Consider the following 21,173-nt stretch of genomic DNA (forward strand, 5'->3'; position numbering starts at 1 on the left):
CTTGGTACGTACTATATTACACCGTCCGTACCCAATCCGCCTAAAAACTGCTGCCCGCGACATAGAGACTGGGGCAGCATTTTCTGAGCAGCATTTCTGCTGAACTTTTGCAAAAAAGGGTGCTATTAGCCAGTTGAACCGCTTCCTGCTGATTCGGGTAGCACTCCCAAACCCGGATCACCAAAAGTAGAAAAGAACCTGAACTTTGGGAGAAAGGGGCAATCACCTCCAATGCTGAAACACCAGCGACGATTGCCCCTACAAGGGCGTTAAGCGGCAGGATCGTCTCCTAGAAACTTTCGGAGTTCCTGTAACTCTTCCGCACTCAGTTGAGACAGATTGTCCTTGACCCGCGACAAGCGATCACCTTGCGCTGGCGATGGCGTCTGCTCGCTGAACCAAGGGAACAACTTCCGCATCGCTTTGTTGATGGGCCGGTTTTTCTCGGTCAGTGAGACTCGTTCATACATCTGCTGCATCGTCTTGACCGTGAAGCCCATACCATGGGCTAAAGACCCTAACTCGGCATAAGAGAGTTCCATCTGGAAGGCCCAGGTCGCCCACATGTAGCGGAAGGTATGCGGCGTAATGCGCTTACCCAGAATGCGATAGGAGTTACGAGCAAACAATTCAGACATTTGCACATCGGTCAACGGTGCTCCAGATCTAGGATTGAGGAACAAATAGCTCGATACCCACACCTCAGACTTTCCCTCTTGGATGACCACGGGGGTGTGCTCAGAAGCAAATGCCGCTCGCCCCTGACTCAACCATCTGCCGTAGCTGCCTCGGAGCTTAGCATCCCACCAAGCATAGCGCTGCCCCTCGCGGAAGTGACCCACATACCATTGCCCACATAAATACCGTTCGATGTAGTCATACAGGCAATGGCCGTCTTCAAACACAATATTGTCAATCACACCCGCCCGCTTGCCGTGATACCGGTGGGTCTTGTATTTGCACTTTTCCCTTACCCAAACGCCCTGGTCGTAAAACTGCCCATCATAGTGATAGACCTTGTAGAGATAGTTGTCTGCCAGTGACCCGTCGCGCCGTCGTTTTTCACGGCTCCAGTCCGGGGGTAAGGGCCAATATAAGCCATCAAGGGGGACGGTTTCGGGACGTTCTAGCGGACAACTGAGGGCAATACGGTAGGTGCGCGGCTCCTGTTGGCGACCTGGCGGTAGTAACCCGACATCAACAAACAGCAAGTAAAGCAGATGACTCTTGGCGATCGTGTGCCCCTTACAGAAATCCCCGGTGCTGTGGCGGGGACGGCACTCCAAGCGCAGGATCTCAATCAGCTGAGACTGAACGTATTCCAGTACTGTTTGTCCAGCCAAGGGTTCAGGCCACTTGCGGGCTTGATTCGCGACATAGCGGCGGTCCTTCTCCCAAACCTTCACCGCTTTTTGCTCTTTGTCCATGAGCTTGAGGAGCGTGCGAATGATGGGAATGACTTTGTAGTCCTCCTTCTGTTCGACTTCTGAAGCATACAAAAACTTTGCCAGCATCAGCAGAGCAGCCAGTTTGAGCAGGCGAGTGCGGGGGCTATCTGCCTTTTGCTTCGTCCGCAAGAACTCAAAGTAGCGATTGACACGGGCTTCTAACTCTCGCTGAGCCTTCTTCCAAACCGTTTTACAGTCCTTGACTGACAGCCCTTCCAAGTCATCCTGGGTGATTTTAGGAATGAGATGCTCCAAGGTTAAGTCGTGCGGGTTTAAGGCTGGGTTGTCGTGATAAAGATCCCACCCAAGCCACAAGTGTATGCCACTGTCATAGCCTGAAGCGGTTGATGCTTCCAGTTCATCAAAGCTGCGATCCAAATTATCAGGGTCAGACATGAAGAAACCAAGCGCCTCTAATTGCTGTTGCAAGGTGGGAGACATATCCTTCGCTTGAATCCGATACTTGAGTTGTTTGCCCTTTTCATCCATGAGGGAAAACTCTCTCCAATCCCCTCGCCCCTGCCGCATTTTCGGGCGACATTCATCCGGCGAGCGACGATTGAGCACCGCATTACCGGGGAACCAGGTCTCTGTCTCGATCAAGGTCAGCACGGATCGCAACCGCGCGCCGTAGGTAGAGCGAGAAGACTGGGGCGCATCGGCTAGATTAAAGCCTTTTTCCAAGGCCTCTGGAAATTGCAGCAAGACCTTGACTGGCAGAGTGGCTGCAAAAGCGTCGGCTGCAAGCTTTTCAGCCGCTGTCAACCTGGCTGCGTAATCAGCACGCTTCCAGCCCAAGCCAGGCAAAATATAGCGGTAGTACGCCGTCATCAGTTCATTGAGCAAGCGCTCGCGCTGGTCACGCTCATGCTTGTTTTTTGGAGCAGAGAGATTAACTTTCTCGACGAGAGCGGTAACAACTTCCGCCAAGTTTCTTGGACAATTCATGATTCAGATTCCTCTTAGAAAAAATAAAGATGTGGAAAGCATGTACAGGGTTAACCCAGCGATTCATTCAGCAATCAAATAAGGGCTAGAATAGGCAACAGCTAGCATTACGGGAATTAGGAAGTGAGCCTTCCTTTTATTGAAAAAACTTAGAAAAAGCATGGTTACATGACCTATCCATGTTGTTAAAGCGGTTGGTCTTATGAAGAGCTGAAAAGCTGTTAGAAAGCGGCTTTTAATGCTTTTTGGATTGCTCAAGTTAATAAAAAAACCACTCAGTTTCAATAAAGCGGCGCTATGCAATAAAAGCTGCGCTGGTGCAGATTCAGCTTTATTGAAACCGGGTAAAACTTGCTTTCGTAGCCGTTTGCTGAGGTGACTCATAGCTCTACCTCTTGTGTAAGAGGCAAAGCCTCTAAGTCAGCCACTGTTAGAAGTTTTCGTCCAATGCGCTCAACTAATTCGCTGCGCGAAAGTTGCATGGCTGCACTCAATTCGTCGAGACCTCGGACCGCCGTTGGAGTGAGCGCTACTGTCGTCGGTTGCTTGAGTTCGTCGTAGAGTTCGGGGCAGCCACGGCGTGATTTAACACCCTTAACAGCGCGTTTTCGCTGATGTGATTGGCGCGGTTTGTGAGCTTTGGAACGATTGCTTACCATGAGACCTCCCGGATAAAAAACAAAAAAAGGGAGGCCAAGCTTTATAAGCTTGGCCTCCCTACGAGGGTTAACCCAATAAATTTTAGGTGGCTGACAGACGTAGCTAATTCAGCATTAACTAGTCACATACCTGTCAGTCTAGAATAGCAATCATTTCGTCAAGTAATGACAGTCTAATTACATAGAGTGTCATGAGTTTTGATGACATTCAAACCAGATGTCTCCTTTTTTCCACTTTAGTAGAACTTATCAATGGCTGTTTACGAATATCTAATCTGCTTAATGCACGCCCAGATTGCCATCCTTCTTGATGGTTTATGGTGTCTTGATCACCGCTCAACTCTTGTCAGGTAAATCATTCTGGTGGAAAATCGATTGCTGAAGCTGCTTCTTAGAGGAGGTTCTAGGAGATGTGATACTTAATTTCTAGGAGCGGTTCCATACTCCGACTAGGGAAGGCTGAAGAGATTAGGCCGGATAAGGACGTGTCCTTGAATGCAAGCGTAATTGCCTGATGCGTCGCTGACAAAGTTGGATGTGGCTTAGTATATTTCAACTCCATTACCCACCCATGCTATCGTCATTCCATGGGTGAACCATCGTCAGGAAGCGCGCTTCTGGACACGAGACAACTTACGGCCCACTTACTGCGAAGCTCTAGAAAGACTACTCCACCATCATCATCAACATACAGAGAGATCGCTTCTTGTGGTGGAACCGGTAAGTCAACGACAAGCTTACCATTCTGTTTTAAGAGTACCAATTCGTGTCCAAGGTTGGATGTTGCTACTAGCGCTGGGACGGGATCCGCTACGGCACGAATCTCCAGCCTTACCTCAAACTCTTCACCCGCAGTTAAAACCTGTTCGGCATCTTCTTCGGAATCTGCAAGATTAAACGGTTGAGACTTAACCTGTGTCCTTAAGACCTCAATTTCCCCCTGAGCACCCTCCAATGTAGACCGAGAAGACTCTGGGAGTGTTTCAATCCACTCGCTCCTATTTTCTAGAGGGATATGCACTAATTCCTGTAATAGAGTTATTAACTGTCTTTGCTGCGATTCGGTCATTCGCCGCCTATCCAGTTGCTGAGCATACGCCGTCACCTCTGTGGCTAAATACTCAGGAATACGGATATTGACAGTCTTACTATTACTCCATTTGGATTTTCGACCCGCTCCAGTTCTGGCTCCACCCTTAGACATTCTCTGAATTTGATACAAAATCAATACAGCTATATTAGCCTGATTTCGGGGTTTCTAGTAGATTTTTTCAGAATTCTGCACCAAATTCAAAAAAAGCTGATACCCTTTTACTAGTATCGCTTTGGGGCTTGAAGACTATATACCCGCTCAATAACGTCACTTGCCACTAACTTGCGCAAGCTGCTTTGACACTTTCAATAGTACGCGAGGTTGAAGATTCTATAGGAATTTTTGAGAGCTATGCGTACATCAAAGTTCTCTCTTAAGTCATAACCTTATCGATAGAGTGGGCTAGATAAGGCAAATCTCCTTAAAACTGCGTCAAACTCCAGGATCTACGCTTAGATCTCAAATAGCCACTACAGCAAAGTTGCTGACCACAGCATCAGTCGCAGATGAACCACAAGTTTCCACGTTTGCACGTTACAGGAGGTAACTGGATGATGTAGAAACCCTCTAAAAGTCAGAACCCCTACTGCTGGACACAGAAGGGGCAAAAGACTTTATTCATTTTAGATAGGATTTGGGGACGCTAACAGGCTCAGGAAAAGCAAAAGTTAGGTCGCCTAGATTTGCTATGCCAATTTTAGTGGCAATTTGTCAAATGGTGCAACCTCTTGGACAAATTGCTCTAGTTTTTGCATGGCTTCCTATCCGCTGTTATTTCAGCCATAGGGAGTTAACTTGTGCATCGAAATTTTTATGAAGGTCGGGAGGTTTGCCCATGCAGCTAGCTCCTGACAAACGGGCTAAGCGCTCACAGCGAAGCCCTCAATTCCAATCCGTGCAGGAGGCGAACACCTTCTTCGTCATCTTCTCCCACCGCTATGACTTCTTGTGGGCTGAGCACCCCGACCCAGGCAATCACCCTGACTGGAAGACCGAAAGCAAATATCTACTGAGCGATCGTCACCTGCAGCAGGGTAATTCTCTGTATGGTGTTCGCTTCGGCAAACTCACGCGATACTTGGTGCTAGACATCGATCGCCACAGTGCCTACCATCCCTGTAACGATCCATTTGCTATTCAACGAATGCTGGCGGCACTAGAAGTGATCGGACTGGTTGCTTACGTCGCAGTCACGAGTAGTTACAGTGGCGGACTGCACCTCTACTTTCCCTTTGCACAAGAGCAGAAGTCATGGGCAATCGCGCAAGTGGTCAGCACGTTACTAGCGCAGGCTGGGTTTAAGCTCATGCCAGGGCAGCTTGAAAGCTTTCCCAACCCCAGACCCTATACTGTCGGCACACCGAGCCTCTACAACGGGCACAGAGTGCCCTTACAAGCTGGTTCCTACTTGCTTAATGAGCACTGGGAACCGATCTACAGCGACCAAGCAGCGTTCGTTGAACAGTGGCGCTGGGCCGAACGCCGGAATGACTTGGACCACAAGACCATTGAGCGTGTGTTGAAACAGACGCAACGCCAGCAATACAAAGCCGTCAAAGGCGGCGGTCAGAAATTTCTCAACGATTTGCACATGGAAATCGAACTCGGCTGGACGGGGGCTGGTCAAACTAATCGGCTGCTCGGTCGGATTGCCATGCGTGAATATATCTTTGGTCACATCCAACGTGGTAGCGCACCTTTAACGGGACCAGCGCTCGTAGACGCGATCGTTGAAGTGGCGGTGGCACTACCTGGCTATGAAGAGTGGTGTCGGCACCGGCACGAGATCCATAAGCTTGCTGGATATTGGGCACGCGACATTGAGGCGACATCCAAATACTACCCCTACGACCCCAGTAAGCGGGTGGCTCCCTTGGCACCACAGTCTGAATTGGAGCCAGTCAACAACATTGTGTCCTTCAACCAGCAGCAAGCACTAGACGCGAAACGACGCATCAAAGCCGCGATCGCCACACTCCAAGCAGCAAACAACCTTCCCACTGGTGTGACCGCTAGAGCGGATGCGATTGTTGGGATCGCCCGGTGCAGTAAACAAACCCTCAACAAGCACAAAGCGCTGTGGCACCCGGCGGAGCCTAATGAAACGACTGTACTAACCCTTGTAGAGCCAGCGACAGCGCCTTCAGAATCTACCTTACTGAAAACGCCAGAACCTTTACCAGAAGCGGATGTACACCCATTACACCCTAATAAGCTTGTGCCGCATCCTGCTGCCCCTTCCGGGCAAGCAGAAAGGCATCAAGAAGCTGGGGGGGCTGGGGGGTTTTCCACAGGTCAAACCTCAAAACTTGCTTTCTCAGCTATAGAGCCACATGATTCAGTCTTCAAGCCAAAGGTTTTAACTACAAGTCGAGCTGGTTTCTTGCCCACAGAGCAGACCATCGTAGTGGCACCTAGTGACTGTAACCAGCCACTCTCACCGTCTCAGAGCAGTAGTGCAGGGTGTTCAAGCCCTGTGATAGATGTTGCAACGAATATGATACCAGCGACCACTCAGGTTCAGACGGAGCAGCAACGCGAGCGACAGCGGCGACAGGAAGAGACGCTTGCCAAAAATCAGAAGTGGTTAAAGTCAGGTGATCCAGTTCTAGAGAAGGAAGCCCAGTTATGGTTTCAGGCTCAGGTGGAAAGACAGAACACCGACCGATCTGAGTCCTAGATTGTGTCTGGGTCTACGCCCATTGCCCGTAGCCGTTCTGCTAAGCGATCGGCTCGTTGTTGAGCCACTGTCTGACCTTCTGCACCAGTCGGAATCACCTGCCCTGACTGGTCACACCAGCGGAGCCAGAGCCGGGTAACGCTGTCCTCAAACTGACCTTCCCACAGAGTCAAGCCAAGCCCAATGGCTGCTAACCAAACCGACTGACCCACTGCGTTAAGGCCCTGAAATGGTGTCAGCTCGGTGTAGCCCTCTGCTGAGAAGCCCCAGACCCGAAGTAGTGCCCCATTCATTTCCTGTTGGCCTTGAATTTGTTGCAGTGGGTCAAACACCACGTAGTAGGGTATGTGGATTTGGGCATACAGGTCTTTCTTTGCGATCGTCTTGCCCTTCTGTTGTGATTTGCGGCTCAACGTCAACTCGTCGCCTTCCTGGTTCGAGACGATTTCAAGGCAAACGTCTGGCAGCTTCCCAATTTCCCAGGTCAGGTACGAACGGTTCTGTTTTTGCAAGAAGTCGTCGGGACGCTGGACTCCCAAACTCAACATGACATCGGGGACCACTGGATCACCCTTGAGTTTGTAGAACAGTCCCACGTTGGCGTCAGCAAAGAAAGGAGCAGGCAGCGCTTTCGCACTGTAAAGCGGCTCGACCAGTAGCCGTTGTTGTTGCGCCGATTGCAAATTGTCCACAGGGGTGTCGTCCTCAAGCACCAGGTGATCAATGTTGGGGGCGACGATTGCTTCGCTGTCTAGGAGCTGCTGCGGAGTCATAGGCAGAACTGGAAAGACTTGTCACGATCGTACTCTGAACGGCAGGCGAACGTCTTGGCAAAGTTATTTATTTGCTTTGCCATTTAACTCTCCTGCTTCTTTCGCCTTCTCGATCTCTTGTTGGATCAGTGTCTCAACTAAGTTGCTCACAGAACGATTACGGCGTTCTGCTAACTGCTCGAGGTCTTCTTTTAACTCTGGGTCAATATAGGCAAAGACTTTTGCCTTGTTTGTGGCCACAGACCCCAGTCCTTCAGTCGTTTCAACATTCATAAGGTTACACCCTTCGACATTTATAGTCTTTAAGTGGTAGCACTCTACTACTACTGTGCTAGTATACTCCCCAGAGCAGAAACCGGACTGATTGGCAGCAGTACCCGCACTGTCTACGGACTCAAATATTCGTCAGAGGACAACCTATGGAAACCAAAGCTGGTGCAGGTTTAGAGCCTGTGCAGGAATCGTGTGTGCAAAAAACAGAGGACTGCTTGGACACGTCACAGGACACTCATTGGCGCGAACTCGTACAACTAACGGACGTGCCCCGGACGTACACCTTTACTGAGTTGTCCGTTTTGCTCGAAGTCAACGAATCGACTCTTCGCAAGCGCTGGTGGGAGAAGCTGGAAGCGGCCTACCAACACTGCCCTGAAGTCCTCAGAGTCGAAGTGCGCACCACAAAAGCAGGTAGTCCAGTGTTTGCGTTTACTGAGTTCGGGCTACAAGCTTTTCGAGAGTTCAAAGCAGCAAACGAAGAAGGGTGTGGTGATCGCTATCTTCAAGCCGTGTCGTTGCAATATCCGCCTTCGATAGACCCAGTGCCCGCACCTGGCAGCAATCCACCTGTGACTGTTGAGGTCGGCAATCACCAGATTGTCCTGTCCCAGCCAGAGCTACCCCAGACCTATAGCCTGGAGTCGCTCCGGCAAAGCGAAGTCATTGCCTTTGATGACCCGTTAGCGATCGCCGCCCAATTCTTGCAAACGGCCGATGCACTGACCGCAGAGATGCAGCGCGATATCCGAGTGCGAGAACAGAAGTTACAGCAGACGCAGCAGGCGAAGACCGCGATCGCCGAGAAAGCCACCGAATTCAAGCTAGAAGCGCGTCTCTACCGCGAACGAACCGAGATGCTAGCCACAGCACAAAGCCAGGAGACGCAAAGTCTACAGCAGTCTCTCACCACACTGCAAAACCTGGGAAAGCCTCCAGCGGACGCCTGATACGCCTGCTGCTATCAATCATGCTCCTGGTGCTCGCCTGGGCGCTCTTAAGAGCTGACACACCGACGACTGACCCCAGCCCCTCAACAACAGAAGCCAGCGTTCACCGTCCAAAGTAAACCGCTGGCTCTGGACTCCCAACCTTCCAATCAGGAGTGACTTCGATTATGCCAAAACCCGTACCCGGTGAAGGACAGTACTTCACCCTCAATCCGGTGCCACCGCCCCAGCCGCCAAGCTCTAAAAGTTGGGGCTTGCCGATCGCGTTGGGCTTGCTGGCTATTCCACTACTCATGTTTGGCTTCGGCTTCTCGCAACAGCAGCAGCCAGCCACAACTGCCGCTACACCTTCTGTCTCGCCGCTGCCGACCCCGTCACTAGCATCCCAGCAGGATGCTATCACACAACAGCCAGAAACCTTTGCAAAACCGCCTTTAGAGCCTTTACCGCTGGTAACAGCGACACCCGTTGCAGCGTCGCCTAGCGATCCGGCTACCTTCCCGATCGCCCACATCCAGAGCCCTGGCGTGGCCGCCAACTTCCGCGCCGCGCCCAGTCTGCAGAGTCCAGTCTTAGGTGTGCTGATGCACGGTGACTTGGTGGAACTGTCGCCCGATCGCCGCGTCCAGCAAGACGGCGTGGTGTGGGTGCCTGTGCGGTGGCGCGGTCAGTCAGGCTGGCTTGCCAACATCTTTATCGACACCAGGAGGAGCGATGCCACACGACTCTAAAGCCTTGCCACTGGCGACTCAAACCGCACCCGCGAAGCTGGCAGTCTGGGCGGACCAGTCAGGAACTCCCTATCTGGTGCAACAGCAACCAGACGGTAGTACCACCTTTACCCCTCTGGAAACGGCGCTGGCTCAGGCGAAAACACCCATACCGACTGAGCGTGTGACCACCGATCGTGATCCGCTCAACACTGTGTTGCTTGCCCTTGTAGCCGTGCTGGGACTTGTCTTGGGTGGTTACTTGCTGGGCTTTTTTGCAGGTGCCGCTGGTCAGCGCATGGTGATCGTGCCTCGTTCACCCCTCTGCGACACCCACCGCAGCAGCTTCCTGTTCTGGTCTTCTGAAACTAAGGAGTGCAACTAATGTCAGTACCAAGAGCCAAAGGCTACAGCGGTAGCCCCAAGGGTATCCAGTCCCACATCCTGCCCCATGCAGGTGCACTGACCGAACGTGCCACCCGCTACTTCGGCATCGACCTGGCGCGTCTACCACAAATGAGCGACCACGAACTCGCCCTCTTTGCCGATCGCGCCAACGCCATGACCCGACTGAAGGAGATTCTGCCGATCCTGGAAAAGCATTTCACCACGCTGATTGAAGGGCAAGTGGAGTATGAGCAGTTTGTCCAGCGCGTGTTGAAGCAAGTCGAGAAAGGCTCCAAGCAGATCGATAAGAGTCTTCTGGATGCCTGGCTGTTGAGCAAAGGCTACGACAGGCATTTGCAACTGATGCATCAGAAAGCCGGACACGGGATCCAGAAGCTTGAAGCGGAATACCGCTCCGAGTATGACCTGAATCGTCTGGACTTCCAGAGCGCCATCAAGCTGATCCATCTACGACATCAGAACCGTGCCAAAGCGATCGGTGAGAAAGTCCCTCAGGCACAGCGACAGCTGCAAGTGCAGGAAGCGTTGCGGTGGCAGGCTGCCACCCGTAAAGAACTGCTGACTTATGGCACCGCTGGCAAGCCTGGGAAAGGCTTCTGGCACGGTGTCAAAGACTTCTTTCGAGTGTGAGGTAAGCCATGTTTGACCACTATGATTCACCCCTGATGCTCCCACCGTCCGACGGCTACTATGAGCCAGAGGACGCACCCGAACCGGATCACATTGATTACGCCCTGGAAGGCATCAGCCGCTTCATGGGACTGTTCGCCCTGGGCATTACCGTCACCTTGATCGCCCGCTGGCTGACAGCGCTCTTGCCGTTCTACTGGATCGGGGCGATCGCCTGCCTACTGGCTCTGATTCTCCCGGCTTACCTGTCGCGCAGTGCCCGACTGTTAGCGATTGCGATCGCTCTTGCCGTGGCCATCTTCACGGGCTGGTTTGACCAGCTTGCCCACACCAGCCAACAGGTGCAACAGCAAGTGCAGCAACAGGTAAAGGAGGTTTTGCGGTGAAAGACCCCTATCTGCCTCAGATCCTGGGGCTGCTGGCGGCGGGCATGACCAGCACGGCGCTTGCGGTCAGTGGCTACTTGCATCAGCCGGAAACGTTTCGGTTTCTGGGCACGCAGCTCACCTACCAGGCGGCTTATCGTAAAATTCCGCTATCGCTGATGGGGACTGGGCTGTGTGCGTCCGCCTGGCTGCTCACCCAAACGCGACGCGATTATCGTCGCCAGTACGAAGAGTGGGAACGCCAAACGCTACTGAAACAAGGGCAACTGCAGGCGATCGCCCATCACGCTGAGTTAGAAGGCTATCAGCAGGTGGCTCAGTTACAAGCCGCCGAACGGCTTTACCCCCAGATGGCACCGTATCTGTCAGATGTCCAAGAGGCCGACTATCAGGACGTGTCAGCACCACAACCGCAGGCTACCTCGCAGCCACAGTCAGAAACGGCTGCACCTGGGCAACCAGCCATGCCTGTAACACCCGCGTCTGCTCCAACGGCTGACACCACCGCCTACCTGCAAAACTTCCTGGAATATCCTGGGCTGTTATTCGGCGGCATGGGTGCCGGGAAGAGTTGGACCGCTCGTTACCTGGTCATGGAAAAGGTGCGCGCGGGGCATCAGGTGATTTTGCTCGATCCGCACGCGGCCAACCACGAGTGGAAGGGCATTCGGCATATCGGTGCCGGGATGGACTACCGCGCGATCGCTGAGTTCCTGCAGTGGTATCTCGACGAAATCGAGCGTCGCTACCAGGAATTTAACCGCTCTGGGTTGACCGAGGAAGACTGGCAGCAGTCGTTACGGCAGCAGCAGCGCATTACCAGTGTGGTGTCGGAAGAGATGACCAACTGGGCTGATCGCCTGCCCGGTGACATCGGCAGCAAGTTCTTCAAGTCCGCGATGAGTGATAGTCGCAAAGTGCTGATGCCACCGTTGTTTGTCGCGCACGATCGGACGTTGTCAGCGCTAGGGGATGCGAAAGGCATTGCCCGGTTGCGTGACGCGGCCCTGCTGGAATTGGAGTTGATTCCCACCATCCACCCCACGACACGCAAGCCGATCTCCAGTGGCAAGGGCAAGTTAAAGCTGCCGGGACACGCTGAATGGTTGGCAGTGGAGTTGCCCCAGATTGAGCGCAAAATTACCGACTTTACCCTCTGGTCATCACCGCAAAGTCAGACCTTTCAGCCACTCACACCGCCACAAGCGCCACCACTCGATTTCCGCACTCAGGTAAACAGCTGGTTGCAGGACTGCTGGCAGGCAGACGCATCACAGCTGGAACCCAAGGAAACGCCCAGTCAAGTAGAGGCAATGCCCGCTGGCAATCTCAAAAGTCTCGCCTTGTATCTCCGCAAGAAAGGGTCGATCGCAGTGCGGGACGTGCGGCAAAACTGGGGTCGCAATCAGGGCTTAAACGGTGAGCAGGTGCAGGCGTTACTGCTGGAATTGATAGCGTTGCACCTGATCGAAACCTTCTCACCTCTCAACTCTAAGGCGGAATGGGTGCGCTGGTCTGAAACCTAGACACAGCAGAGTTTACATCCAGTGATGTGTGATGTCACAGCCGTCACACATCACCCCAGACAGCAGCGCTCACATCGCTGACACATCACCGCTTTGCGCGGCTACACATCACTGTTTAAGGAAGCCTATGTTCACTAACACTAACCCTGCCATCATCCAGATCCGACGCGATTTAAGAGGCAAATTACCCGATGAGTGGCTCGAAGAAGTCATCGCCATTTTGGAGTATCAATTGACGTATCAAACGCTGGACGAGCTGGCTACGAATGACCTCCTGAAGCTCAAACTGGGAGTAAGCTTGAGTCCAGCGCTAAAGCAGGTGTTGTCGCAGGCGATCGCGCCTGACATCCAGGCAGTGGATGTGTCGATCTCACCGCCTCTAACCTTGCGGTTGCCTTGGCAATGAGTCTCGAGTGGTGAGAATCAATCATCTCGCATGCATACTGCTTTCAAGTTGCCTTGGCTGAACGCTTGCCATGTTTGTTAGACATGGCAGAATAGCAGTGGTTATTCTGCTGCCATAACTTAGTGTGTGAGGCAAGGAAACGGTGAGAACGGCTCAGGTTTTGTCAGTTATGCTCCTGTTGACGTTGGGCACCCTCCCCAATCTTGCGGCAGCTCAAAGTCTTGAACAGCTAGTGCAGCAGGGGCGCACGGCAGAAGCGGAGAAACAGTATAGCCAGGCGGAAGCGGTGTGGCGGCGTGTGCTTCAACAAGACCCGAAGAATATCACTGCTTACAATGGCCTGGGGAAGGCGCTGCGTGCGCAGCAAAAGTTGGATGAGGCCGTTGTGGCTTACCGGAAAGTCATTGACCTTAATCCCAATGATGCGACTGCCTATCGTACGTTATGTGACGTACTGGACGATCAGCTCAAACCTGATGCAGCTGTTGTAGCTTGCCGCAAGGCGGTGCAACTCAACCCCAAGGACGCTGAAAATCAGCTTCTTCTAGGTTATGTACTGAAGAAGCAAAAACAACTAGATGAGGCGATTGTCGCGTTTCGCAGAGCGATTGCCCTCAACCCCCAATATGCGCTTGCCTACTACAATCTGGGGAATGCGCTACGTGAACAGAAGAAGCTGGACGAAGCGGTTGCCGCCTACCGTCAGGCCATCACGCTCAACCCCAAGGATGCCGATGCCTACAACAGTTTGGGGAATGCGCTGCATGACCAGAAGAAGCTAGGGGAGGCGATTGCCGCCTACCGTCAGGCTATCAAGCTCAACCCACAGTACGCTGGTGCCTACAACAATCTGGGGAATGCGCTGAGTGACCAGAAGAAGCTAGGGGAGGCGATTGCCGCTTACCGCCAAGCATTGAGCTTCCCTGATCAACAAGGTACCTTAAGTACCGCCCATACACTCGCACACAATGGACTGGGGTGGGTCTTCCAGCAGCAAGGGCAGTTGACCGCCGCCATCCGGGAATACCAGCTGGCACGCCAAGCAGACCCCAGTTACACCTATGCGCAGTCCAATCTGCTGGAAGCGCAACGACTTCTGGCACTCAAGCCAGTGCCGCAGCGGATTGCGTTGGCTGAAACGCGCTACTTAACCAGTGACACCGTGACACCGCTGAAACGGTCCGTCGTCAAAATCATTGCGCGCTTCCCTAACAGTGCCAAAGGCTTCAGTTATGGGACCGGCTTCGTCGTCAAACGCGAGGGGAATAAAGCCTGGATTGTGACCAATCGGCATGTGGTGTTTGAACCCGATACCCAGCAACGAGGCGAGAATCTGCAAGTGGAACTGTACTATGGCAACCCACCGGACGGGATTCCAGTGGCCCGCTTGGAAAAGGCGCAGGTCCGATTGCTGCAGATGACACCGCCAAATGATCCACTGGATCTGGCTGTGCTGGAAGTGACGGACTTGCCTGCAGACATTCAACCCCTATCCGTGCGACAACAGGTGCTGGGAGACCGCTTGAATGTGCGGATTATTGGTCATTCGGGGCTCCAAACCTGGCAGGTAGATGAAACAGAAAGTCTGGGCTTTGTGAATTCACAGGCTAAAGACCGCTTGTTGCTCCGTATTGACCTGAGACAAGGGGCCTCGGGCAGCCCGATTTTGGATGCTCAGAACCAGGTTATCGGTGTGTTATTTAGTGGCGGCATTACCCTGGAAACAACTGGTCTTGGTGCGGCTTACCCGATTGATGTTGTGATGACTAAACTGGCAGCCTGGGGAGTCAAATTACCATGAACTTGAGCGGGCTTGTGTCATGAGCTTAGAGTCCATAAGGCAAAAAGAACGAAGGATTGAGTCGTGCTCTTAAAGCCATTAGCACCGATGACGCGCTCATTCATAAGCACGACTGACCACTTAATCGCCCTTTCCTTCTCTAAACTTGCTCAAACTGTCACAATTCCCAAAACCTTTACACAGCAGCCTTTTTCACCTTTCTCATTCCTATGCCCTTCTGCTGCTCTTTGCAACAGTGCAGCGGGCTAAACAACGCTAAAACAGCTTCTGCTCAGACGTTTGTAATTTTATACCAAGACCTCTGGACTGAGTTTGGACTGGGCGAATTCCGAGAATCTGCTGAAGTCTCTTTCGGGCTGTGCTTTTGAAGACTCTTGCTTGCTAACCCGGTTTTCCGTTCCACTGAGCCTCAACCCCCGGATTGAACAAGACATGGGTGCTACAAGCAGAGGCGATCGCTGCGCCCATTTTGTCTCCATAAATGTCATAGAGTTGATCTAAACTTTGAATGCCCAAGATAAAGCAGGCTTTGGAACGGTATTCATTAATCCATTGGGGAAGGCGGTCGAGTTTAATCGAGGGCAACTCATCCAAAGAGATAATCAGCGAATCTTTGCGGGGTGTGCTGAGATTGCCCACAATCATCAGGTGAGTCGCAGCAGCCAGTAGCGAACCGACCACACTGCGGCGCTCATCATCCAACTTGAACACTACAATCTCTCTTCCTTCCATCCGAGTTGGAATCGTGGATCTGCCAACAAAGGCTCGTAGCAGGTCTGCCTGAATGAACTATGAGAAGGTGCCTGCGGCAGTCGTTAGGATACCAGAATTGCCTTTTCAGCGTCCTTTGCACTGAGGAACTGCACAAAAATTGAACAACAGATTTGAAACACTACCGTATGTTTTACATTCCGGATTTTAAGCCTGTAGGAATGCCGTCGACTCCGGTCACAACCCTGGCCCAACCAGCATCAGGTCCCATATCGACAAAGCACGTTTTCATCCAGTTAATGGTAAGGTATTCGTTAGCTCCAGATCCGTCACCAATAGTAATCCACTCGTCAGAAGTACCGGCACGACTACCAAAAGGGTTATGGCAAACATACCCTTTTGGGTCACGACCTATAATGATGATGAAGTGTCCGTCAATTTTATATTTGGTTCCCACTTGCATTGGGATGCCGTTGTACAAAGAATTGTCTAACTCGTCTAGGCTAATGGTTGTAGAGAAATAGCTCTCAATCCCGATTGATCTTAACGCTCTAGTGATTGCACCAGAATCAGTCGTGTCGCCTCCAGTTTTTCTTAATACATCCTGCATTCCATTTGCAAAATCGCTATATTCTCCCCAGAGACTTGGCTTGAGATACTTTGCCAACATCGCCGCTGAGGTTAAATTACACTGCCGCGAACCCGCTCCTTGACCCTTTGAGCCGCTGTTGTCGTTCTGGTCGTTAAACGGCACATCGAGTTTGAATTCTTTGCTAGTAGGCTTCGGCTTTTGTGGGTATTTTAGGATTTCCTTAACCGCTTCGACATGTAAAGCTGGTGATGGGACTCCTAATTTACGCAGACCTTGCTGCCAAAAATCACATTCTCTACGGCGTCTCCTCCTCAAGCCTTCTGTTACATTAGAGCCAGGATTGACATACAGCATGAGTGCGTTGGGTACATCATGCCATCGCCTCTCTTTTAGGCAAGTTGTAATTGTATGAAAGTCAGTTTCATCACCGTAAAAATGTGCACCTAGGTTATAGGCAAAACTGCATAGGGCGGAGCGCATATCATCATGCATCTCATCCCAGTAAGGGATTGCTTTTTTGATGATATTCCAATAGTTCTTCTTAAGATCAGTATTCAAGTATTCATCAGCTTGCGCTTGCGTAATGCGCTCACCTCTTCTAACTTTTCTTCCATCAGGATATATTGTAGTGCCCCAACCAATTGTCCAGGGCTCGTTGCCGCTTTTTGGATCTGGATAAGCGGATAGCTCACAACCTTCAAATTCTTGAATGAGCTTAACTGCTTGCGGTGGTATTATAGTTTGAGCTTGAGGAGAAAGATTAGGATCTCTTGGTTTAAGGGTTCCTGTGATTGTTGAGGGAATGCTAGAAACCCCTGGCAACTGGTTAATGGAAGCCCGCCCTGAGCCATTTTTCACGGCAGGAGACAAGCCTACTGATGGGGCAACGTTAGATGGATCGGCAATGGGATCAGTTGGAGTGCGTGAAGCTGGTTGAACAACTCCTAGGTCCGAGCCATTCAAAGACACTGTCCCATTTGGTTGATCTGGTTGTGGAAGGATGGGAATCAGCAGAGGCGGTATAGCTGGCGGTGGTGAAGCGCTTGGAGGTTCAGGCAGATCGGAAGAAAGACTAGCAATAGTGTCGTCTTTATTGCGACTACCGGCTGACGAACCAAAATAGTAACCGAGTACAGTACTAAACCCTGCTGTCAGAGCACCAATCAGTATGTTGATAAGGCTCTGCTGAGTCTGGTAGCTCGCGTAGTTCGCGTCGTCTTTGCCAATCAGCTTGGGAGGGTGAAATATCAGCGCGCTAAGTAACACTGTGAAAGCTAAAATGACGAACGTACCAAGGACAGAAGGGTACCAATCCTTCTTGCCCGTCGCTTTGGTAATTTCTACCTCGCGGGATCGAGCACTGGCTCTGTCGGCATATTCGGCTTGATCCATCTGCAGCCTGACGCTGGCAAGGTATTGGTGATAATTAACCTCCAACTCCCTGAGTTTTAAGGCTGCATCCGGATTTGCCTGGATTTCCTTGGTGATGTCTTGCGGCGATGAATTATTCGGAAGGTTCAAGGCATGGAGGATCAAGCTTATTGGCGCAGCGGCAAGTGTAGCAGGTCCACCTATAACTGATCCTAGTAGTGGAGCACCAATTCTTACCAGATCGTCTAATAATGCCATTTCCACCTCAAAATACACGCTACGCTTGCTAGATAGTTCACTTCAACCTTGGCCACGAACTGTTGGTAAAATTCTCGTATCAAGAAATCTACACTTTAGAACGATCATTTTCTTAGCTCTTGCTATCATTTTTCAATGAGTGAAGCAGCTCAAGCAGTAAATGTCCTAGCTTCCCATCAAGTAAGGATTGAATAAGTAACAGACTACTCGTAGAAAGCATCAGCTTGCTGATATCCTCTCCATTGCCGTTTTGAAAAGTATAGATATTGGAGTCTCCCAAAACTCCGGCTTTGGGGGCTAATGCTTGGGCAATTTCAACGAATTTGGGTAATTCAGGGAGCATTTCTTGGATCAAATGTACTATTCGATCAGCATCTGTAGCTGGGATCAGATTGTGGCGAGTACCATCTGCTTTGGCTAAGCGTTCGATAATTTTGGCTTCATTCTCGACGGCATCAGCAGCTATTTCCGTTTTTAACTTTTCACGGTTGGATTTGGCTTGTTCAATCTCTGTCGTAAGCTCTTCTGCTTTTTTGGCACGATCAATTTCATGATCTAGTCTTTTTTGTTCTGCCTGAATAATCGAGATTGCAACTTCAATTTCTTCGATTTCTAGTGCTTTATGGACTTTACTTCTCAAGGACTCTACCGTTTCTTTAATCCGCAGCTCGGTAGTTTCAATAAATTCTCTAGTACTGAATTTAGAAGTTTCGATCTCATCTTGCAATTTCTTTTGTTGTTTATCTTTATGTAGTTCAATATTTAGCTCATGATCAATCTTCCCTTTTTCAAATTCTTCAAGTTTTTTTAGCCTGCCAAGATGTTTCAGTTGGCGGTTGACCTCTATTTCTTCTATAGAACTACTTATCTCCCACTCTTTTTCTCGTATATCACGACCGATACCTAACTTATATTCCTGCATTTGTTTTTCTGCATCTAATTCACGCTTGTGTATTTTCTCTTCTGTATCTAGTTCTTTTTTGCGAGTCTCAAGAATTGCATTTTGTATGACATCTGTTCGATGCTGAATTGCTTGAGCATCAAAGTAGTTAGTGGCTGTATAGTCAGAGGTTTCATCAATCTCACCGATAACAAGACCTGTAATCTTCAAGCCTAGATTCGACAAATCTTCTTTTAGTAGCTCTTTAGCTTGAGCACCAATATTTATTGCTGAAGTTTCCCCTGATGGATTTCCTTCATTATCTTGTTGAGAACGGTTAGCTTGAAGAATAATAGTTCCTCGGCTTTTTTGGAGTTCATCTAGTGTATTTATTTTACTAGTCAATCCCCGAATCACAGACTCCGCACGTTTTCTTACTGCTTTATCAACTGCTACTGCTGAAATGCGATTTCCTTCATACAAAAAATTCATAGCTTTTTGTACATCTTCAATACAGACATAAACAGTTGCTTGCACAGTAGCTCGCAGATTATCCAGAGTACGAATATTAGAGACTTCTATGTTAATAGCAAATTCTTGGGCTGGTTCTACTGAATACAATTCATTAAAAGCTTTCATGACCCGGTTTTTTGCTTTTGTGAACTGGATGTTTTTAGGCAAGAGTTTAACCACACACAAAGTGACCGCTACAGTGACCACCGCAGTCAATGCAACTGGCCATAATGGGAAATTTGTGGGAATTTTCTGTGGGGACGATACAGAAGGAGTGGCACTAGACTGAGCTACGATAAAAGGCACTGATTGATTAGTTTTCGTTATCATTGCTCTTTAGGCTGTATAACTTTATCGGATAATAAAGGAGAAAACGGCTGAAATCCTGCGCTTTATAGGCTTCGTTAAAGGCGCGGTCCCGGGGGGTGAGTAGCACCAGAATAGAAAACAACGTTAAGGCTGAAACAGCTATTGAGAAGGCATTTCAAAAAGCAATTTTCAGTCTCACTGAGACGTACCAATTAGCCCTTAGGCTAATTGGTACAGAAATCTGGAACGAGATAGCAGGGGTTTCAAGCTCTTGTTTTTCAGCAGGTTCAACTGGTACATCTCTTAACGTGACTTTCTGGTCGGATGATACTCAAACCCCGTCCCTATAGAAAGTACTTTTCAAGGATTATATTTCTTAGGGATTATATTTTAAGCATCAATATAACTCCTTGCACAGGAATTATATTGATTCTCTCTAACAATTGTTTACAAAATGGCAACTTGCTAATAGTCAGTATCGAATCTCTGAAATGATGCTCTGGACACTGAGAACGTTGAGTTTTTTGATCTGGGTCAGATCAGCTCCTACCATTTGGTGGAGAGCAGATCGGGGTAAAATGAGGAGCGAATACCGTTGGCGAAGTGTGACACGAAGTCACGGTGAGTAAGTGAGGAGCCCACTCCTCTAGAGTTGTGCCTAACTCTATCCCCACCCAAAGTAGCGTTGCTGATAACAGCAGGGTTTCAGAGCTAACGGGGAATGCCTGAGGATACATCTAGCCGAACGAAGCATCCGGGATAGGGGGAGACCGGACGAGGTAACGCAAGTGAACTCTTATCGAAGCCCCGTTACGGTAGCTCAGTGAAATGGCTGAGACACTGAATTCAAAAGGCATTGAGATGCAGTCGAGTAGGACATCACTGCCCTACCCTCATACTGGCTCAAACAGAAGCAGCCAGAGCATTCTTTACAGTTGTATGATGCCAAATCTTTCCTCTTTTAGTGGGAATATTTTGGACGTTCAACCAAGCCGCGATCGCGCTGAAAGACTTGCCGGAGCGACGATGTTTTTTCATCAGGGCAATGACTGCTGTCTCAGCAGCGTCAACCACTAGGGCTTTGGCGACGGCCCTTTGACCGAGCTTAGGCGCACCATAGGCATAGCCGCCCTGTTCTGCCTTCGCCTTCCGCCCCCCTTGGGTACGCTCGTTGATGACATCACGTTCCAGTGTGGCGACGGCTGCCATGACAGTGAGGATCATGCGGCCGGTGGGGGTGGAAGTATCAACCTGCAGGTCAAGCAGTACCAGCGCTTTGTTATGGGGTTGTAAGGTGTCCTCGACGAGTGCCAGCACATCACGGGTATTCCGGGCAATACGATCGAGCTTCAAAGCAATAATCCCGTCTGCCTGAGTCCTGACCAGTTCCAGAGCCACTTGGAACTGAGGACGATGTTCCGCGTTTTTGCCGCTGCCGACTTCCTGAAAGACTTGGACGAGTTCGTGACCAAAGGCTTCACAATAGGCGGCAATCCGTCGCCGTTGTTCCGACAGCGAGGTGTTATCGGCTTGCGATTCACTGCTGACACGAATATAACCAACTAATTTCATGTTCAAAGCCTATCTGTGATGGCTTCTTAAGCTTAACGCGCCGATAGATTATTACAATAATCTATCGGCGCGTTAAGCTTGAATCATTATCCAGAAGGATTTAGAGGCAGTTTTAGGAGGTGTTATACCGTACAATCGCTGTATGAGGGGGTTCTTTGCATGTGCGCCGAGCAAAGAACCCCAAGATGTTGTCCGCCAAGAAGACCAAGCTCCTTTGTGCGATGGTCATGCTCTCACTAATTTCGCTATTGTGCGTACGATGGTGCTCAATCTCTT

General features: G+C 50.4%; 19 protein-coding genes. 9 read left to right on the forward strand and 10 right to left on the reverse strand.

What is annotated here, in order from left to right; translation table 11 throughout:
* Positions 1–269 precede the first annotated feature (269 nt).
* The 4 genes from AC5JLP_RS21665 to AC5JLP_RS21680 all read right to left on the reverse strand — a co-directional run bounded on the left by AC5JLP_RS21665 (position 270) and on the right by AC5JLP_RS21680 (position 4,259).
* On the reverse strand, positions 270–2,396 hold the full coding sequence (locus tag AC5JLP_RS21665; RefSeq protein ID WP_496070032.1) for a hypothetical protein: 2,127 nt from the start codon (positions 2,394–2,396) through the stop codon (positions 270–272).
* A gap of 63 nt (positions 2,397–2,459) precedes the next feature.
* A complete protein-coding gene (locus AC5JLP_RS21670; protein ID WP_496070033.1) occupies positions 2,460–2,780 on the reverse strand; it encodes a hypothetical protein in 321 nt (106 codons plus the stop codon).
* Complete coding sequence (locus AC5JLP_RS21675) at positions 2,777–3,055, reverse strand: ribbon-helix-helix protein, CopG family (protein WP_496070034.1); 279 nt, start codon at positions 3,053–3,055, stop codon at positions 2,777–2,779. Before AC5JLP_RS21675 ends, AC5JLP_RS21670 begins: the two co-directional genes overlap by 4 nt.
* Positions 3,056–3,635: 580 nt before the next feature.
* Entirely contained in the window at positions 3,636–4,259 is a 624-nt protein-coding gene (locus AC5JLP_RS21680; RefSeq protein WP_496070035.1) for a hypothetical protein, read from the reverse strand.
* 724 nt (positions 4,260–4,983) lie between these two features.
* Between AC5JLP_RS21680 and AC5JLP_RS21685 the strand changes: the two genes are divergently transcribed.
* Entirely contained in the window at positions 4,984–6,828 is a 1,845-nt protein-coding gene (locus tag AC5JLP_RS21685) for a bifunctional DNA primase/polymerase (RefSeq protein ID WP_496070036.1), read from the forward strand.
* Here the strand turns inward: AC5JLP_RS21685 and AC5JLP_RS21690 are convergent.
* Together AC5JLP_RS21690 and AC5JLP_RS21695 are read right to left on the reverse strand one after the other, a co-directional pair.
* A complete protein-coding gene (locus AC5JLP_RS21690) occupies positions 6,825–7,601 on the reverse strand; it encodes a Uma2 family endonuclease (RefSeq protein ID WP_496070037.1) in 777 nt (258 codons plus the stop codon). The two genes, AC5JLP_RS21685 and AC5JLP_RS21690, sit on opposite strands and share 4 nt — an antisense overlap.
* Before the next feature lie 63 nt (positions 7,602–7,664).
* The gene (locus tag AC5JLP_RS21695; protein ID WP_496070038.1) at positions 7,665–7,874 is read right to left on the reverse strand and encodes a ribbon-helix-helix domain-containing protein; all 210 of its coding nucleotides are present in this window, start codon (positions 7,872–7,874) and stop codon (positions 7,665–7,667) included.
* Between the two features lie 146 nt (positions 7,875–8,020).
* Here AC5JLP_RS21695 and AC5JLP_RS21700 point away from each other — a divergent pair, with 146 nt between their 5' ends.
* The 8 genes from AC5JLP_RS21700 (at position 8,021) to AC5JLP_RS21735 (ending at position 14,691) form a co-directional block, all read left to right on the forward strand.
* Entirely contained in the window at positions 8,021–8,824 is an 804-nt protein-coding gene (locus AC5JLP_RS21700) for a hypothetical protein (RefSeq protein ID WP_496070039.1), read from the forward strand.
* Between the two features lie 167 nt (positions 8,825–8,991).
* Positions 8,992–9,555 carry an SH3 domain-containing protein gene (locus tag AC5JLP_RS21705; protein ID WP_496070040.1) on the forward strand — a complete coding sequence of 188 codons (564 nt, stop codon included), beginning with the start codon at positions 8,992–8,994 and terminating at the stop codon, positions 9,553–9,555.
* The gene (locus tag AC5JLP_RS21710) at positions 9,539–9,919 is read left to right on the forward strand and encodes a hypothetical protein (protein WP_496070041.1); all 381 of its coding nucleotides are present in this window, start codon (positions 9,539–9,541) and stop codon (positions 9,917–9,919) included. Before AC5JLP_RS21705 ends, AC5JLP_RS21710 begins: the two co-directional genes overlap by 17 nt.
* Positions 9,919–10,572 (forward strand): hypothetical protein, encoded by a 654-nt coding sequence (locus tag AC5JLP_RS21715; protein ID WP_496070042.1) that lies wholly within the window; start codon positions 9,919–9,921, stop codon positions 10,570–10,572. Before AC5JLP_RS21710 ends, AC5JLP_RS21715 begins: the two co-directional genes overlap by 1 nt.
* Positions 10,573–10,580: 8 nt before the next feature.
* On the forward strand, positions 10,581–10,958 hold the full coding sequence (locus AC5JLP_RS21720; protein ID WP_496070043.1) for a hypothetical protein: 378 nt from the start codon (positions 10,581–10,583) through the stop codon (positions 10,956–10,958).
* The gene (locus tag AC5JLP_RS21725; RefSeq protein WP_496070044.1) at positions 10,955–12,484 is read left to right on the forward strand and encodes a P-loop NTPase family protein; all 1,530 of its coding nucleotides are present in this window, start codon (positions 10,955–10,957) and stop codon (positions 12,482–12,484) included. Before AC5JLP_RS21720 ends, AC5JLP_RS21725 begins: the two co-directional genes overlap by 4 nt.
* Positions 12,485–12,611: 127 nt before the next feature.
* Positions 12,612–12,890 carry a hypothetical protein gene (locus AC5JLP_RS21730; RefSeq protein WP_496070045.1) on the forward strand — a complete coding sequence of 93 codons (279 nt, stop codon included), beginning with the start codon at positions 12,612–12,614 and terminating at the stop codon, positions 12,888–12,890.
* Positions 12,891–13,032: 142 nt separating this feature from the next.
* Complete coding sequence (locus tag AC5JLP_RS21735; protein WP_496070046.1) at positions 13,033–14,691, forward strand: tetratricopeptide repeat protein; 1,659 nt, start codon at positions 13,033–13,035, stop codon at positions 14,689–14,691.
* 381 nt (positions 14,692–15,072) lie between these two features.
* Here the strand turns inward: AC5JLP_RS21735 and AC5JLP_RS21740 are convergent, their stop codons facing one another.
* From AC5JLP_RS21740 to AC5JLP_RS21755, 4 genes are all read right to left on the reverse strand, one after another.
* Entirely contained in the window at positions 15,073–15,402 is a 330-nt protein-coding gene (locus AC5JLP_RS21740; protein WP_496070047.1) for a type IV secretory system conjugative DNA transfer family protein, read from the reverse strand.
* Positions 15,403–15,595: 193 nt separating this feature from the next.
* A complete protein-coding gene (locus AC5JLP_RS21745) occupies positions 15,596–17,623 on the reverse strand; it encodes a glycoside hydrolase family protein (RefSeq protein WP_496070048.1) in 2,028 nt (675 codons plus the stop codon).
* A 112-nt stretch (positions 17,624–17,735) separates the two neighbouring features.
* A complete protein-coding gene (locus AC5JLP_RS21750; RefSeq protein WP_496070049.1) occupies positions 17,736–19,346 on the reverse strand; it encodes an SPFH domain-containing protein in 1,611 nt (536 codons plus the stop codon).
* An 882-nt stretch (positions 19,347–20,228) separates the two neighbouring features.
* The gene (locus AC5JLP_RS21755) at positions 20,229–20,897 is read right to left on the reverse strand and encodes a recombinase family protein (protein ID WP_496070050.1); all 669 of its coding nucleotides are present in this window, start codon (positions 20,895–20,897) and stop codon (positions 20,229–20,231) included.
* Positions 20,898–21,173: the final 276 nt, after the last annotated feature.

It is taken from the genome of Stenomitos rutilans (assembly GCF_059505485.1).

What these genes read in the sequence shown, in the direction of transcription:
- AC5JLP_RS21670 (WP_496070033.1), bottom strand. Translation starts at nt 2,780, where the DNA reads ATGAGTCACCTCAGCAAACGGCTACGAAAGCAAGTTTTACCCGGTTTC.
- AC5JLP_RS21665 (WP_496070032.1), bottom strand. Translation starts at nt 2,396, where the DNA reads ATGAATTGTCCAAGAAACTTGGCGGAAGTTGTTACCGCTCTCGTCGAG.
- AC5JLP_RS21690 (WP_496070037.1), bottom strand. Translation starts at nt 7,601, where the DNA reads ATGACTCCGCAGCAGCTCCTAGACAGCGAAGCAATCGTCGCCCCCAAC.
- AC5JLP_RS21675 (WP_496070034.1), bottom strand. Translation starts at nt 3,055, where the DNA reads ATGGTAAGCAATCGTTCCAAAGCTCACAAACCGCGCCAATCACATCAG.
- AC5JLP_RS21700 (WP_496070039.1), top strand. Translation starts at nt 8,021, where the DNA reads ATGGAAACCAAAGCTGGTGCAGGTTTAGAGCCTGTGCAGGAATCGTGT.
- AC5JLP_RS21730 (WP_496070045.1), top strand. Translation starts at nt 12,612, where the DNA reads ATGTTCACTAACACTAACCCTGCCATCATCCAGATCCGACGCGATTTA.
- AC5JLP_RS21745 (WP_496070048.1), bottom strand. Translation starts at nt 17,623, where the DNA reads ATGGCATTATTAGACGATCTGGTAAGAATTGGTGCTCCACTACTAGGA.
- AC5JLP_RS21680 (WP_496070035.1), bottom strand. Translation starts at nt 4,259, where the DNA reads ATGTCTAAGGGTGGAGCCAGAACTGGAGCGGGTCGAAAATCCAAATGG.
- AC5JLP_RS21695 (WP_496070038.1), bottom strand. Translation starts at nt 7,874, where the DNA reads ATGAATGTTGAAACGACTGAAGGACTGGGGTCTGTGGCCACAAACAAG.
- AC5JLP_RS21710 (WP_496070041.1), top strand. Translation starts at nt 9,539, where the DNA reads ATGCCACACGACTCTAAAGCCTTGCCACTGGCGACTCAAACCGCACCC.
- AC5JLP_RS21705 (WP_496070040.1), top strand. Translation starts at nt 8,992, where the DNA reads ATGCCAAAACCCGTACCCGGTGAAGGACAGTACTTCACCCTCAATCCG.
- AC5JLP_RS21755 (WP_496070050.1), bottom strand. Translation starts at nt 20,897, where the DNA reads ATGAAATTAGTTGGTTATATTCGTGTCAGCAGTGAATCGCAAGCCGAT.
- AC5JLP_RS21685 (WP_496070036.1), top strand. Translation starts at nt 4,984, where the DNA reads ATGCAGCTAGCTCCTGACAAACGGGCTAAGCGCTCACAGCGAAGCCCT.
- AC5JLP_RS21715 (WP_496070042.1), top strand. Translation starts at nt 9,919, where the DNA reads ATGTCAGTACCAAGAGCCAAAGGCTACAGCGGTAGCCCCAAGGGTATC.
- AC5JLP_RS21750 (WP_496070049.1), bottom strand. Translation starts at nt 19,346, where the DNA reads ATGATAACGAAAACTAATCAATCAGTGCCTTTTATCGTAGCTCAGTCT.
- AC5JLP_RS21720 (WP_496070043.1), top strand. Translation starts at nt 10,581, where the DNA reads ATGTTTGACCACTATGATTCACCCCTGATGCTCCCACCGTCCGACGGC.